We start from the raw sequence: 12,122 nt of genomic DNA on the forward strand, positions 1-12,122 counted from the left end.
AGAGTTAGATGGATCTTGGAGAATAAGGCGTTAATAAATATCCTTTAGCCAGTTCAACAAATTCTTTTTCCTGTTCATGGGCCCATTCTTCGGAATGGCCGTTTTCTTTAGCAATGATAGCAGCTATTTTGTGTGCACTGTCGATCGCTGCTCTCGCATCTAAAAATAGTAGACGTACTCTTCGGGCTAAAATATCCTCGATGGTTTCTGCCATTTCGTTCCGGATAGCCCAAACAGCTTCCGCTACTGTAAATGGATGATCAGGGTGTATTTTTTCTGAATATTCAGCATTACTCTCTTGCAGGGCTTTGATGGCCGGAATGTCTGAACCATAAACATAGAGATGGCTGGACCTGTCAACTGTTTCTGGTTTTACGTTTCCATGAATCGAAAGATGTTCTGTTTTAGAAGTTGTAATTCCTAAATGATGAACTCTCATGGCTTCATTAATGGTATCTTCCGCCATTTTACGGTAAGTGGTCCATTTTCCGCCGATAATGGAGATCAAGCCGGTATCGGAAGTCACAACTTTATGGCTTCTCGAAACTTCTTTGGTGTTTTTGCTTCCGTCTTTCGGGGCTGCAAGAGGGCGAAGTCCCGCAAATACGGATTTCACATCTTCCCGGATTGGTTTTTTTGCCAAATATTGTCTTGCCGTATTTAAAACGAAGCTGATCTCTTCTTCCAGCGCCCTTGGTTCAAAACTTTCGTTTTCCAATAAAGTATCGGTTGTTCCCACCAAAACTCTGTCATGCCACGGAACGACAAACAAAACCCTTCCGTCTGAAGTTTCAGGGATCATAATGGCATCATCACTTTTCAGGAATGATTTATCTAAAACCAGATGAATCCCCTGGCTTGGAACGACAAATTTCCCATGTTTCGGGTTATTCATATTTAATATGTCATTCGTAAAGACGCCGGTTGCGTTAATAACCACTTTTGTATAAATGCTATATTGCTGTCTGGTGAATTGGTCTTCCGCAACAACACCTATGATTTTATTAGAGCTGTTTTTAAGCAGGTTGATTACTTTAAGGTAATTAACTGCGCTTCCTCCTTTTTCAATAATCGTCTGGGTAAGATTAATCGCTAAGCGGGCATCATCAAACTGGCCATCCTGATAAACTACTCCGCTTGTGAGGTTTTTTTGCTCAATAGTGGGAAGCTTTTCCACAGTTTTTGCTTTGCTGATGTATTTGGTTTTCCCTAAACTTAGCTTTCCTGACAGGAAATCATAAATGGAAAGCCCTATTTTATAATACATTCCTCCCCACCAGGTATAGTTGGGGATAATGAAAGATTGATTTTTAACCACATGGGCTGCATTTTTAGCCAACAATCCTCTTTCTTTCAATGCTTCCCTTACTAAACCGATATCACCCTGTGCTAAATACCGCACCCCGCCATGCACCAGTTTGGTGCTTCTGCTGGAAGTGGCTTTTGCAAAATCATGCGATTCCAGCAATAATGTTTTGAATCCTCTGCTTACTGCATCCAATGCTGAACCCAAACCGCTTACTCCGCCCCCAATAACAATAAAGTCCCATTCCTTAACGGAGGTTAGTTTAGTGAGTTCTTCATTTCGTTTCATAATATTTCGTTATGTTTCGTTTTCAAAAGTATAAAATTTAAAACGAAATATAAAAGAAAATAAATGAAATTTTTCGAATCTAAATAAAAATGCTATTTTTGATGAAACGAAAAGGAATGGAAAAACTACTGGCGAGACACAACGATATACTGAAAGAACTGTATGAGAAAGACTATGTACTCGTTCAGGATCTGTGTGAAAAATTTAATGTTTCGTCGGTTACGATTCGAAAGGATCTGAATTATCTCGAAAGCTTAGGGCTGCTTTTCCGGAATCATGGCGGGGCAAGTAAACATGTAAGATACGCCTATGAAAAGAATGTAGATGAAAAGGAAAACATCAACGTAGAAGCGAAACAGAACATCGCAAAAGCGGCTTTGTCTTTAATTCAGGAAAATGACTGCATTATCCTGGCTTCCGGGACTACGATGCACTATCTGGCGAGAATGCTGGTTAATTTTGGGCCTTTAACGGTTCTGACCTCTTCTTTAAGAGTTGCTATCGAGCTTTGCAATAATCCTCATATTAATATCATACAATTGGGAGGTGAGGTGAGAAAAAGCTCAACTTCTATTGTCGGGTCCATTTCCGAAACGATTCTTAAACAATTTTCCTGCAACAAACTATTCCTTGGTGTAGACGGAATCGATATGGATTTCGGCTTAAGTACATCCAATGCGGCAGAAGCTCACCTCAATCAATTAATGATCGATTGTTCCGATAAAGTGGTGATCCTTGCAGACTCTTCCAAATTAAATAAAAAAGGCTTCGGTAAAATTGCTGACTTGGATAAAATGGATTATTTGATTACGGATAAGGATATTTTGGAGGAAGATAAAATGAGGCTTGAAGAAATTGGAGTGGATGTAATTGTTAATTAAAACATTCGGTTTTAAATTTTTTTACAATCCAAAATTTTTTTCGGGAAATTTCACCTGAATTTTTCTAAAATGATCTAATTGATTAAAAATCAAAATATTTTGCTGTAAATATTTGTCAGTTGTAAAATTATTCATAAATTTGCACACTCATTTTAGGGGCGTAGTATGCCTATATCAAAAGTAGAAATTGCTTTAGACCTCTTTGAAATGATGATAAATAAAGGATAAATTTTATTATAATATAAACAATGTCAGGTATTATTGGTAAAAAAATCGGTATGACATCTTTGTTTAACGAAGAAGGAAAAAACATTCCTTGTACAGTTATCCAAGCTGGTCCATGCTCGGTTTTACAGGTCAGAACCTTAGAAAAAGACGGATACAAATCTGTTCAATTAGGTTTCGATGACAAGAGTGAGAAGAACGTTGGTAAAGCGTTAGCTGGTCATTTTAAAAAGGCTGGTTCTGCTCCTAAAGCTAAATTGGTTGAATTCTACAGAGAATTTGTTGATGAAGTAAAAGTAGGAGAAGAGGTAACTGTAAACTTATTCGCTGAAGGTGAATTCGTTGACGTAACAGGTACTTCTAAAGGTAAAGGTTTCCAAGGTGTTGTTAAAAGACACGGATTTGGAGGTGTAATGCAGGCAACTCATGGTCAGCACAACAGACTTAGAGCTCCAGGTTCTATCGGTGCTGGTTCAGACCCTTCAAGAGTATTCAAAGGGATGAGAATGGCTGGAAGAATGGGAGGTAAGCAGGTAACTGTTCAAAACCTTCAGGTATTAAAAGTGGATCAAGAACAAAATCTTTTAGTAGTAAAAGGTGCTGTTCCGGGAGCTAAAAATTCTTATGTAATTATCAGAAAATGGAACTAGTAGTATTAAATACATCAGGAAAAGAGACCGGAAGAAAAGTAACTCTAGACGAATCAGTATTCGGAATTGAGCCAAATCAGCATGCGGTTTACTTAGAAGTTAAACAGTATCTTGCTGCTCAGAGACAAGGTACTCATAAAGCAAAAGAAAGAAGCGAAATTACTGCTTCTACTAAAAAACTTAAGAAGCAAAAAGGATCTGGTTCTGCTAGATACGGGGATATCAAATCTCCGGTTTTCAGAGGTGGAGGTAGAGTATTCGGACCAAAACCAAGAGACTACAGATTCAAATTGAACAAAGCTCTTAAGAGATTAGCTAAAAAATCTGTTTTATCTCAGAAAATGAGAGACAACAGCATCAGAGTTTTAGAAGATATGAGCTTGAACGCTCCTAAGACTAAAGATTTCATCAATGTATTGAATGCATTGGAACTTAACGGTAAAAAATCTTTATTCGTTCTTCCTGAAGCTAACAAGAATGTATATTTATCTTCAAGAAACTTACCTAAAACTAAAGTAATGAACTTCAACGAGATCAGTTCTTACGACTTAGTAAATGCAGGTGAGATCGTATTCTTCGAAGGTGCAGTTGAAAAATTCCAGGAAAATTTAAAGAAATAAATCATGTCTATTATTATTAAACCAGTTATTTCAGAAAAGGCTAATTACCTTACAGATTTAAGAGGTTCTTATTCTTTCTTGGTAGATACTAAGGCGAATAAAATCCAGATTAAGAAGGCTGTAGAAGCGGCTTATGGTGTAAAAGTAGCAGACGTAAATACAATGATTTATGCTCCTAAGGTATCTGCGAAATATACAAAGAAAGGTCTTCAAGTAGGAAAGACGAACAAATTGAAAAAAGCGGTAATCAAACTTGCTGAAGGTGAGGTTATCGATATTTTTGCTGTAAATTAATTATTAATTATAAATAATAGTAATGTCTGTTAGAAAATTAAAACCTATCACCCCGGGACAGAGATTCAGAATTGTAAACAATTTTGAGGAAATTACTACCAACAAACCAGAGAAATCTCTTACAGTTGGTATTAAAAAGTCAGGTGGACGTAACCAAACAGGTAAAATGACCATGCGTTACACCGGAGGTGGACACAAAAAGAAATACAGAATTATTGACTTCAAAAGAAACAAAGCAAACGTTGAAGCCACTGTAAAATCTGTAGAATACGATCCAAACAGAACTGCATTTATCGCTTTATTAGAGTACGCAGACGGAGAGAAGAGATACATCATCGCTCCAAACGGTATCAAAGTTGATCAAAAAGTGGTTTCAGGAGAGAACGTAGAACCAAACGTAGGGAATGCAATGAAATTGAAACACATTCCATTGGGTACTGTAATTTCTTGTATCGAAATGAAGCCTGGTCAAGGTGCTATTTTAGCAAGAAGTGCTGGTTCTTCAGCTCAATTAACTTCAAGAGACGGAAAATATGCCATCATCAAATTGCCTTCAGGAGAATCCAGAATGATCCTTACTGAATGTATGGCTATGATTGGTTCAGTTTCTAACTCTGATCACCAATTAACTGTATCAGGTAAAGCTGGTAGAAGCAGATGGTTAGGTAGAAGACCAAGAACAAGAGCGGTAGTAATGAACCCTGTAGATCACCCGATGGGTGGTGGTGAAGGACGTTCTTCTGGAGGTCACCCAAGATCTAGAAACGGTAAACCGGCTAAAGGTTACAAAACTAGAAAGAAAAACAAAGTGTCTAACCGTTACATCGTATCTAAAAGAAAATAATTATGGCAAGATCACTTAAAAAAGGACCGTTCATTCATCATACTTTAGATAAGAAGGTTCAGGCAAATATAGAGTCTGGTAAGAAGACAGTTATCAAAACTTGGTCTAGAGCATCTATGATCTCTCCGGACTTCGTAGGACAAACTATTGCTGTACACAACGGGAAATCTTTTATCCCTGTATACGTTACAGAAAACATGGTTGGTCACAAGTTAGGCGAATTTTCTCCAACAAGATCTTTCAGAGGTCATGGTGGTAACAAAAACAAAGGAAGCAGATAATCATGGGATCAAGAAAACAAGATAGCGCAATCGCAAGAAAAGAAGCTAACAAAGACGTTGTTAAAGCTTCATTAAACAACTGCCCTTCTTCTCCAAGAAAAATGAGATTAGTTGCTGATATCATTAGAGGAGAGCAGGTAGATAAAGCACTTTATATCCTTAAATATTCTAAGAAAGAGGCTTCTAACAAATTAGAAAAATTACTTCTTTCTGCAATTGCTAACTGGCAAGTGAAAAACGAAGGAGCTGACATCGAGGAAGCTAACCTTATCGTTAAAGAAATTTTTGTGGATAGTGCAAGACAATTGAAGAGACTAAGACCAGCGCCGCAAGGTAGAGGGTATAGAATCAGAAAAAGATCTAACCACGTTACATTAATCTTAGGTAATAAAGAAAATTAATCAAGGTATGGGACAGAAGACAAATCCAATTGGTAACAGATTAGGTATCATCAGAGGATGGGATTCTAACTGGTTTGGCGGAAACGATTATGGAGACAGAATCGCTGAAGACTACAAAATCAGAAGATACCTTGAAGCTAGATTATCTAAAGGTGGTATTTCAAAAATTTATATTGAAAGAACATTAAAATTAGTAACAGTTACTATCACTACTGCTAGACCGGGATTAATCATCGGTAAAGGAGGTCAGGAAGTTGATAAATTGAAAGAAGAGTTGAAGAAATTGACTAAAAAGGATATTCAAATCAACATCTTCGAAATCAAAAGACCTGAACTTGACGCAGTATTAGTGGCTGACAGCATCGCTAAGCAAATTGAAAACAGAATTTCTTATAGAAGAGCTGTTAAAATGGCAATGGCTGGAACAATGAGAATGGGTGGTGAAGGTATCAGAGTTCAAATCTCTGGTAGATTGAACGGAGCTGAAATGGCAAGAAGTGAATCTTTCAAAGAAGGAAGAATCCCATTGTCTACTTTCAGAGCGGATATCGATTATCACATTGCTGAAGCTTTAACTCAGTATGGTAAGCTAGGGGTAAAAGTTTGGATCATGAAAGGGGAAGTTTACGGTAAAAGAGAACTTTCTCCACTAGTGGGACAACAGAAAAAAGGACCTTCAGGAGGTGGAAACAGAGGAGATAGAGATAACAGAAGACCTTCAAGAGATAAAAAAAATAATTAATAAAATTTTAGAGGATAGTTTTTAAATTACCGTTACTTTTTTAAAATCTAAATTCTAAAATCTAAAATTTAAGAAATTATGTTACAACCAAAAAGAACCAAATTCCGTAGAGTTCATAAGATGAAGATGAAGGGGAATGCCCAGAGAGGTAATCAACTCGCTTACGGAACTTTCGGAATCAAAGCTATAGAAGGAGCTTGGATCACTGCAAGACAAATTGAAGCTGCGCGTATCGCTGCGACAAGATATATGAAGAGAGAAGGTCAGCTATGGATCAAAATCTTCCCGGATAAACCAATTACTAAAAAACCAGCTGAAGTAAGGATGGGTAAAGGTAAAGGTGCTGTGGAATATTGGGTAGCTGTAGTAAAACCAGGTAAAATTATGTTCGAAGTTGGAGGAGTACCTTACGAAGTAGCGAAAGAAGCTCTTAGACTTGCCGCACAAAAATTACCAGTAGTTACTAAATTCGTAGTTGCTAACGATTTTGTTAAACCTCTATAATCTTTGAATACAATGAAAAAAGCTGATATTAAAAATTTAAGCGCGGGTGATATTCAAGCACAATTAACTGAAGCAAAAGCTCAATATTCTAAACTGAAATTGGCTCATGCAATCAGCCCAATTGAAAACCCGATCCAAATCAGAGATTTGAGAAAAACAATCGCAAGACTAAATACTGAGTTAACTAACAAACAATAATTTCATTTTACAATGGAAAGAAATTTAAGAAAAGAAAGAATCGGAGTTGTTTCCAGCAATAAAATGGAAAAAACCATTGTTGTTAGTGAAACGATGAGAATGAAACACCCGATGTACGGTAAATTCGTATTGAAAACGAAAAAATATACTGCACACGACGAAAACAACGAATGCAACGAAGGAGATACAGTTTTGATCCAAGAAACTAGACCTTTGAGCAAGAACAAGAGATGGAGATTAGTAAGAATCATTGAAAAAGCTAAGTAATAATGTTACAAACAGAATCAAGATTAAAAGTTGCTGATAACACAGGTGCTAAAGAAGTATTAGTTATCAGAGTTCTGGGAGGAACCAGAAGAAGATATGCTTCAGTTGGTGATAAAATCGTTGTTACTATCAAAGATTCTACACCATCAGGAAACGCTAAAAAAGGTCAGGTATCTAAAGCTGTAGTAGTAAGAACTAAAAAAGCAGTAAGAAGAAAAGATGGTTCATACATCAAATTCGAAGACAATGCTTGTGTATTGCTAAACGCAGCGGGAGAAATGAGAGGAACTCGTGTTTTCGGACCGGTTGCTCGTGAGTTGAGAGACAAAGAATATATGAAAATCATTTCATTAGCTCCTGAAGTACTTTAATTTTTAAAATTTTTAAAAGAAAATGTCAAAGTTAAAAATAAAAAGAGGAGATAACGTCATCATTACTACTGGTAAGAAAGAGATCAAAGGTAAGACAGGTGAAGTTATTGAAGTGATCAAAAAAGAAGGAAAAGACCCAAGAGTTGTTGTAGCAGGACTTAACATCATCAAAAAGCACGTTAAGCCTTCAGCTTCTAACCCTCAAGGAGGAATCGTTGAAAGAGAAGCTTCTATTCATATCTCAAACGTAGCTTTAGTTGGTAAAGACGGAAAAGCTATCAAAGTAGGTTACAAAACTGAAGGAGATAAGAAGGTAAGAATCAATAAGAAAACGGGTGAAACTTTATAATTTTTAAGAACACATGGAATATATAGCAAGACCCAAAAAAGCATATAAAGAAACGATTGTTCCAGCAATGATGGAAGAATTCGGATACAAATCAGTAATGCAAGTACCAAAACTTGAGAAAATTATTTTATCTCAAGGTTTAGGAGACGCTACTGCTGATAAAAAAATCATCGATTATGCTGTAGAAGAGCTTACCAATATCACTGGTCAAAAGGCTGTTGGTACAATCTCTAAGAAAGACGAAGCTGCTTTCAAATTGAGAAAAGGAATGCCGGTAGGTGCAAAAGTTACTTTGAGAGCTAATAAAATGTATGAGTTCTTAGACAGATTAACTTCTTCTGCATTGCCACGTATCAGAGATTTCTCTGGTATTAAAGCTGATGGTTTCGATGGTAGAGGAAACTACAACTTAGGGATCACTGAGCAGATCATCTTCCCTGAGATCGTTATCGACAAAGTGAAAAAAATCCAGGGGATGGACATCACTTTCGTTACTACCGCGAAAACAGATAAAGAAGCTAAAGCATTATTAACTCACTTCGGTTTACCATTTAAAAAGAACTAAGAAATGGCTAAAGAATCAATGAAAGCGCGTGAGCGCAAAAGAGAAGCACTAGTTGCTAAATATGCTGCGAAAAGACAAGCTTTGAAAGAAGCTGGTGATTACGAAGCACTACAAAAACTTCCTAAAAATGCTTCTCCTGTAAGATTGCACAACAGATGTAAGTTAACAGGTAGACCAAGAGGATATATGAGAACGTTCGGTATTTCCAGAGTAACTTTCAGAGAAATGGCAAACAACGGTCTTATCCCGGGAGTTAAAAAAGCTAGTTGGTAATAATTACTAATTAATCCGGACAATTAAGTTGTTCAGATACTAAAGATAAAAAATATCAGACCTAAGATTTTCTGAAGTCTGATATTTTACTCTTCAAGTCTTTACAATACTGATTGTCTTTAACCAATAATTTATAAAAGAAAAATGGTAACAGATCCAATTTCAGATTTCCTAACAAGAGTAAGGAACGCACAAAGCGCAGGCCACAAAGTGGTGGAAATTCCTGCATCGAAAATCAAAAAGGAGATTACTAAGATCTTATTTGATCAGGGGTATATCTTAAACTACAAGTTTGAAGATAACGCTGTTCAAGGAACGATCAAAATCGCTTTAAAGTACGATAAGCAAACCAACAAACCTGCTATTAAGTCTATTCAAAGAGCTTCGAGACCAGGTTTAAGACAGTACAAAGGTTCTACTGAACTTCCAAGAGTACTAAACGGTTTGGGTATTTCTATCATCTCTACTTCTAAAGGAGTAATGACTGACAAGAAAGCTAGAGAAGAGAAAGTAGGCGGTGAAGTAATCTGCTATGTTTATTAATTTTTAATCAAAGGAAAATGTCAAGAATTGGTAAAGCAATTATAACAATTCCAGCAGGAGTTACAATCACTGAAAATGAAGGTGTGGTAACTGTAAAAGGTCCAAAAGGAGAACTTTCTCAGGAGCTTACAGCAGGAATTACTTTAGAACAAAAAGATGGAGAACTGAATGTAAACAGACCATCTGATTCTAAGCAACACAAGGCGCTTCACGGTTTATACAGAGCGTTGATCAATAATATGATTGTAGGTGTATCTGAAGGATTCACAAAACAATTAGAATTAGTAGGGGTAGGATACAGAGCTTCTCACTCAGGACAAAAACTTGAGTTGGCTTTAGGATTCTCTCACGGTATCGTATTAGAGCTTCCTGGTGAAGTGAAAGTAGATACATTGACTGAAAAAGGTAAAAACCCAATTATTACTTTAACGTCTCATGACAAGCAACTTCTGGGAATGGTAACTGCAAAGATCCGTTCTTTCAGAAAGCCTGAACCATACAAAGGAAAAGGTGTAAGATTCGTTGGTGAAAATGTTAGACGTAAAGCTGGTAAATCTGCTTAATAAATTATAAGAAAATGGCATTAAGTAAATTAGAAAAAAGAATAAGAATCAAAAGAAGAGTAAGAGGAAAAATCTCTGGATCTTCTGAATTGCCAAGATTATCTGTATATAAAAGTAATAAGGAAATTTACGCTCAGTTAATCGACGATAACAGTGGAAAAACATTAGTATCAGCTTCTTCTAGAGAGAAAGGTGTAGATGCTAACGGAACTAAAACTGAAGTTTCTGCTGCTGTAGGTAAAGCTATCGCTGCTAAAGCTATCGCTGCAGGAATCGAAAATATAGTGTTTGATAGAAACGGATTCGTATATCACGGAAGAGTTAAGGCTCTGGCTGATGGTGCGAGAGAAGGAGGACTTAAATTCTAATCATAAAAATTTCGGAAATATGTTAGGACTAGATAATATAGAAAGAGTAAAACCGGGAGGATTAGAATTAAAAGATCGTCTCGTAGCTGTTAACAGAGTAACAAAAGTAACTAAAGGAGGTAGAGCTTTCGGATTTTCTGCTATCGTAGTGGTAGGTAACGAAGACGGAGTGATCGGTTACGGTTTAGGAAAATCTAAGGAAGTTGCTTCTGCAATTGCTAAAGCGGTTGAAGATGCTAAGAAAAACCTTGTGAAAGTTCCTGTAATGAACCACACCATTCCTCACCAAACTACTGCTAGATACGGTGGTGCAGATATCTTCTTAAGACCTGCTTCTCACGGTACAGGGCTTATCGCCGGAGGTGCGGTAAGAGCAGTATTGGAATCTGCTGGTATTCACGATATCCTTTCAAAATCTAAAGGATCTTCTAACCCTCACAACGTGGTGAAAGCTACTTTCAAAGCGTTATTGGATATCAGAAGACCTGAAGAGATCGCTAGAATGAGAGGAGTTTCTCTAACTAAAGTGTTTAACGGTTAATATACAAAACAATGGCAACAATTAAAGTAAAACAAGTAAGAAGCGCTATTGGAAGAACAAAAACCCAAAAGAGAACGCTTGAAGCATTAGGATTTAAGAAACTTCACCAAGTTGTAGAACACGAAGCTACTCCTTCTATCTTAGGAATGATAGCTGCAGTTAGTCACTTACTTGAAGTTCAGAAATAATTAAAAAATTCAAAGATTAAAAGATTAAAATATTCTTTCTATTTTAGTCGGAATTTTTTAATCTTTAAATTATTTAATCTTTAAATCAATAAAAAAATGAATTTAAACAACATAAAGCCAGCTGCAGGATCTACTTTCAATTCAAAAAGAATTGGTAGAGGACAAGGTAGTGGAAAAGGTGGTACTTCTACAAAAGGACACAAAGGACAGAAATCAAGAGCTGGTTATTCTCAGAAGATCGGTTTTGAAGGAGGTCAGATGCCTTTACAAAGAAGATTACCGAAATTCGGATTCAAAAATGTAAACAGAAAAGAGTTTAGAGCGATCAACCTGGATTCTATCCAAACTTTAATCGAGAACAAATCTATTACAGGTGAGATCACGAAAGATGTTTTGGTAGCAAACGGTTTAGCTTCTAAAAACGAATTAGTGAAAATTATGGGTAGAGGAGAATTGAAATCTGCGGTTTCAATCTCAGCTGACAAATTCACTAAATCTGCTGAAGAGCTTATTGCTAAAGCAGGTGGAAAAGCAATTACCTTATAATAATTACTAATGAAAGAATTTATACAAACCCTCAAAAATATTTGGAGCCTAAAGGAATTAAGAGATAAAATTCTTTTTACGTTAGGTATTATCCTTGTGTATAGATTCGCATCTTATATCTCTCTACCAGCAATTAACCTTGCAGAAGTAGGAGATCTCTTAGAGCATTATAAAAATCAAGGCGGAAACAAGCAAGGAGCAGGTCTTCTTGGCTTGCTTTCGTCATTTACGGGGGGAGCATTCAGCCACGCTTCCGTAATGGCGTTAGGAATCATGCCTTATATTTCTGCTTCTATTATTGTTCAGTTGATGGG

The 12,122-nt window shown here is 36.6% G+C and carries 22 protein-coding genes and 1 pseudogene; 22 read left to right on the plus strand and 1 reads right to left on the minus strand.

From position 1 onward, the window contains the following. Positions 1 to 4: 4 nt before the first annotated feature. Positions 5 to 1,594, minus strand: a complete 1,590-nt coding sequence (locus ACGHIN_RS11685; protein WP_390453688.1) for a glycerol-3-phosphate dehydrogenase/oxidase — start codon at positions 1,592 to 1,594, stop codon at positions 5 to 7. Positions 1,595 to 1,710: 116 nt separating this feature from the next. Here ACGHIN_RS11685 and ACGHIN_RS11690 point away from each other — a divergent pair, with 116 nt between their 5' ends. The 22 genes and pseudogenes from ACGHIN_RS11690 to ACGHIN_RS11795 all read left to right on the plus strand — a co-directional run. Then, positions 1,711 to 2,475 (plus strand): DeoR/GlpR family DNA-binding transcription regulator, encoded by a 765-nt coding sequence (locus tag ACGHIN_RS11690; protein WP_390453705.1) that lies wholly within the window; start codon positions 1,711 to 1,713, stop codon positions 2,473 to 2,475. Positions 2,476 to 2,723: 248 nt separating this feature from the next. Continuing rightward, the gene (gene rplC / locus ACGHIN_RS11695) at positions 2,724 to 3,350 is read left to right on the plus strand and encodes a 50S ribosomal protein L3 (protein WP_121462215.1); all 627 of its coding nucleotides are present in this window, start codon (positions 2,724 to 2,726) and stop codon (positions 3,348 to 3,350) included. Beyond that, the gene (gene rplD / locus ACGHIN_RS11700; RefSeq protein ID WP_390453690.1) at positions 3,341 to 3,970 is read left to right on the plus strand and encodes a 50S ribosomal protein L4; all 630 of its coding nucleotides are present in this window, start codon (positions 3,341 to 3,343) and stop codon (positions 3,968 to 3,970) included. Before rplC ends, rplD begins: the two co-directional genes overlap by 10 nt. 3 nt (positions 3,971 to 3,973) lie before the next feature. After that, positions 3,974 to 4,264 (plus strand): 50S ribosomal protein L23, encoded by a 291-nt coding sequence (gene rplW / locus ACGHIN_RS11705; RefSeq protein ID WP_123263717.1) that lies wholly within the window; start codon positions 3,974 to 3,976, stop codon positions 4,262 to 4,264. 22 nt (positions 4,265 to 4,286) lie between these two features. Then, positions 4,287 to 5,108, plus strand: a complete 822-nt coding sequence (rplB, locus tag ACGHIN_RS11710; RefSeq protein ID WP_390453693.1) for a 50S ribosomal protein L2 — start codon at positions 4,287 to 4,289, stop codon at positions 5,106 to 5,108. 2 nt (positions 5,109 to 5,110) lie between these two features. Then, the gene (gene rpsS / locus ACGHIN_RS11715) at positions 5,111 to 5,389 is read left to right on the plus strand and encodes a 30S ribosomal protein S19 (protein ID WP_002983209.1); all 279 of its coding nucleotides are present in this window, start codon (positions 5,111 to 5,113) and stop codon (positions 5,387 to 5,389) included. A gap of 2 nt (positions 5,390 to 5,391) precedes the next feature. Then, the gene (rplV, locus tag ACGHIN_RS11720) at positions 5,392 to 5,790 is read left to right on the plus strand and encodes a 50S ribosomal protein L22 (protein WP_050020604.1); all 399 of its coding nucleotides are present in this window, start codon (positions 5,392 to 5,394) and stop codon (positions 5,788 to 5,790) included. Positions 5,791 to 5,797: 7 nt separating this feature from the next. Further along, the gene (gene rpsC / locus ACGHIN_RS11725; RefSeq protein WP_390453696.1) at positions 5,798 to 6,532 is read left to right on the plus strand and encodes a 30S ribosomal protein S3; all 735 of its coding nucleotides are present in this window, start codon (positions 5,798 to 5,800) and stop codon (positions 6,530 to 6,532) included. A 78-nt stretch (positions 6,533 to 6,610) separates the two neighbouring features. Beyond that, the gene (gene rplP / locus ACGHIN_RS11730; protein WP_121462210.1) at positions 6,611 to 7,036 is read left to right on the plus strand and encodes a 50S ribosomal protein L16; all 426 of its coding nucleotides are present in this window, start codon (positions 6,611 to 6,613) and stop codon (positions 7,034 to 7,036) included. A gap of 12 nt (positions 7,037 to 7,048) precedes the next feature. Next, positions 7,049 to 7,234 (plus strand): 50S ribosomal protein L29, encoded by a 186-nt coding sequence (gene rpmC / locus ACGHIN_RS11735; protein ID WP_027381309.1) that lies wholly within the window; start codon positions 7,049 to 7,051, stop codon positions 7,232 to 7,234. Positions 7,235 to 7,246: 12 nt separating this feature from the next. Continuing rightward, positions 7,247 to 7,501: a 30S ribosomal protein S17 gene (gene rpsQ, locus ACGHIN_RS11740; protein ID WP_002661338.1), complete on the plus strand. Its 255-nt coding sequence runs from the start codon at positions 7,247 to 7,249 to the stop codon at positions 7,499 to 7,501. A gap of 2 nt (positions 7,502 to 7,503) precedes the next feature. Then, positions 7,504 to 7,872, plus strand: coding sequence for a 50S ribosomal protein L14 (gene rplN / locus ACGHIN_RS11745; RefSeq protein WP_007839504.1), 369 nt, complete (start codon positions 7,504 to 7,506; stop codon positions 7,870 to 7,872). 22 nt (positions 7,873 to 7,894) lie between these two features. Then, positions 7,895 to 8,221 (plus strand): 50S ribosomal protein L24, encoded by a 327-nt coding sequence (gene rplX, locus ACGHIN_RS11750; RefSeq protein WP_390453700.1) that lies wholly within the window; start codon positions 7,895 to 7,897, stop codon positions 8,219 to 8,221. Positions 8,222 to 8,234: 13 nt separating this feature from the next. After that, a complete protein-coding gene (gene rplE / locus ACGHIN_RS11755; protein WP_039364081.1) occupies positions 8,235 to 8,786 on the plus strand; it encodes a 50S ribosomal protein L5 in 552 nt (183 codons plus the stop codon). 3 nt (positions 8,787 to 8,789) lie between these two features. Beyond that, a complete protein-coding gene (rpsN, locus tag ACGHIN_RS11760; protein WP_121462208.1) occupies positions 8,790 to 9,059 on the plus strand; it encodes a 30S ribosomal protein S14 in 270 nt (89 codons plus the stop codon). A 144-nt stretch (positions 9,060 to 9,203) separates the two neighbouring features. Next, a complete protein-coding gene (gene rpsH, locus ACGHIN_RS11765; RefSeq protein ID WP_123263713.1) occupies positions 9,204 to 9,602 on the plus strand; it encodes a 30S ribosomal protein S8 in 399 nt (132 codons plus the stop codon). A 17-nt stretch (positions 9,603 to 9,619) separates the two neighbouring features. Then, positions 9,620 to 10,165: a 50S ribosomal protein L6 gene (rplF, locus tag ACGHIN_RS11770; RefSeq protein WP_245142747.1), complete on the plus strand. Its 546-nt coding sequence runs from the start codon at positions 9,620 to 9,622 to the stop codon at positions 10,163 to 10,165. A 14-nt stretch (positions 10,166 to 10,179) separates the two neighbouring features. After that, a complete protein-coding gene (gene rplR, locus ACGHIN_RS11775) occupies positions 10,180 to 10,533 on the plus strand; it encodes a 50S ribosomal protein L18 (RefSeq protein ID WP_123263711.1) in 354 nt (117 codons plus the stop codon). 19 nt (positions 10,534 to 10,552) lie between these two features. Continuing rightward, positions 10,553 to 11,074 (plus strand): 30S ribosomal protein S5, encoded by a 522-nt coding sequence (gene rpsE / locus ACGHIN_RS11780; RefSeq protein ID WP_062162717.1) that lies wholly within the window; start codon positions 10,553 to 10,555, stop codon positions 11,072 to 11,074. A gap of 11 nt (positions 11,075 to 11,085) precedes the next feature. Then, positions 11,086 to 11,262, plus strand: a complete 177-nt coding sequence (rpmD, locus tag ACGHIN_RS11785; protein ID WP_007839493.1) for a 50S ribosomal protein L30 — start codon at positions 11,086 to 11,088, stop codon at positions 11,260 to 11,262. A gap of 96 nt (positions 11,263 to 11,358) precedes the next feature. Further along, positions 11,359 to 11,808, plus strand: a complete 450-nt coding sequence (rplO, locus tag ACGHIN_RS11790) for a 50S ribosomal protein L15 (protein ID WP_123263710.1) — start codon at positions 11,359 to 11,361, stop codon at positions 11,806 to 11,808. A gap of 9 nt (positions 11,809 to 11,817) precedes the next feature. Further along, positions 11,818 to 12,122: pseudogene (locus ACGHIN_RS11795) on the plus strand (preprotein translocase subunit SecY); the annotation flags it as partial.

It is taken from the genome of Chryseobacterium barbadense (genome assembly GCF_042849955.1).
GTDB lineage: Bacteria > Bacteroidota > Bacteroidia > Flavobacteriales > Weeksellaceae > Chryseobacterium.

Coding starts and splice junctions, on each gene's coding strand:
- ACGHIN_RS11685 (WP_390453688.1), bottom strand. CDS start 1,594: ATGAAACGAAATGAAGAACTCACTAAACTAACCTCCGTTAAGGAATGG.
- ACGHIN_RS11690 (WP_390453705.1), top strand. CDS start 1,711: ATGGAAAAACTACTGGCGAGACACAACGATATACTGAAAGAACTGTAT.
- rplC (WP_121462215.1), top strand. CDS start 2,724: ATGTCAGGTATTATTGGTAAAAAAATCGGTATGACATCTTTGTTTAAC.
- rplD (WP_390453690.1), top strand. CDS start 3,341: ATGGAACTAGTAGTATTAAATACATCAGGAAAAGAGACCGGAAGAAAA.
- rplW (WP_123263717.1), top strand. CDS start 3,974: ATGTCTATTATTATTAAACCAGTTATTTCAGAAAAGGCTAATTACCTT.
- rplB (WP_390453693.1), top strand. CDS start 4,287: ATGTCTGTTAGAAAATTAAAACCTATCACCCCGGGACAGAGATTCAGA.
- rpsS (WP_002983209.1), top strand. CDS start 5,111: ATGGCAAGATCACTTAAAAAAGGACCGTTCATTCATCATACTTTAGAT.
- rplV (WP_050020604.1), top strand. CDS start 5,392: ATGGGATCAAGAAAACAAGATAGCGCAATCGCAAGAAAAGAAGCTAAC.
- rpsC (WP_390453696.1), top strand. CDS start 5,798: ATGGGACAGAAGACAAATCCAATTGGTAACAGATTAGGTATCATCAGA.
- rplP (WP_121462210.1), top strand. CDS start 6,611: ATGTTACAACCAAAAAGAACCAAATTCCGTAGAGTTCATAAGATGAAG.
- rpmC (WP_027381309.1), top strand. CDS start 7,049: ATGAAAAAAGCTGATATTAAAAATTTAAGCGCGGGTGATATTCAAGCA.
- rpsQ (WP_002661338.1), top strand. CDS start 7,247: ATGGAAAGAAATTTAAGAAAAGAAAGAATCGGAGTTGTTTCCAGCAAT.
- rplN (WP_007839504.1), top strand. CDS start 7,504: ATGTTACAAACAGAATCAAGATTAAAAGTTGCTGATAACACAGGTGCT.
- rplX (WP_390453700.1), top strand. CDS start 7,895: ATGTCAAAGTTAAAAATAAAAAGAGGAGATAACGTCATCATTACTACT.
- rplE (WP_039364081.1), top strand. CDS start 8,235: ATGGAATATATAGCAAGACCCAAAAAAGCATATAAAGAAACGATTGTT.
- rpsN (WP_121462208.1), top strand. CDS start 8,790: ATGGCTAAAGAATCAATGAAAGCGCGTGAGCGCAAAAGAGAAGCACTA.
- rpsH (WP_123263713.1), top strand. CDS start 9,204: ATGGTAACAGATCCAATTTCAGATTTCCTAACAAGAGTAAGGAACGCA.
- rplF (WP_245142747.1), top strand. CDS start 9,620: ATGTCAAGAATTGGTAAAGCAATTATAACAATTCCAGCAGGAGTTACA.
- rplR (WP_123263711.1), top strand. CDS start 10,180: ATGGCATTAAGTAAATTAGAAAAAAGAATAAGAATCAAAAGAAGAGTA.
- rpsE (WP_062162717.1), top strand. CDS start 10,553: ATGTTAGGACTAGATAATATAGAAAGAGTAAAACCGGGAGGATTAGAA.
- rpmD (WP_007839493.1), top strand. CDS start 11,086: ATGGCAACAATTAAAGTAAAACAAGTAAGAAGCGCTATTGGAAGAACA.
- rplO (WP_123263710.1), top strand. CDS start 11,359: ATGAATTTAAACAACATAAAGCCAGCTGCAGGATCTACTTTCAATTCA.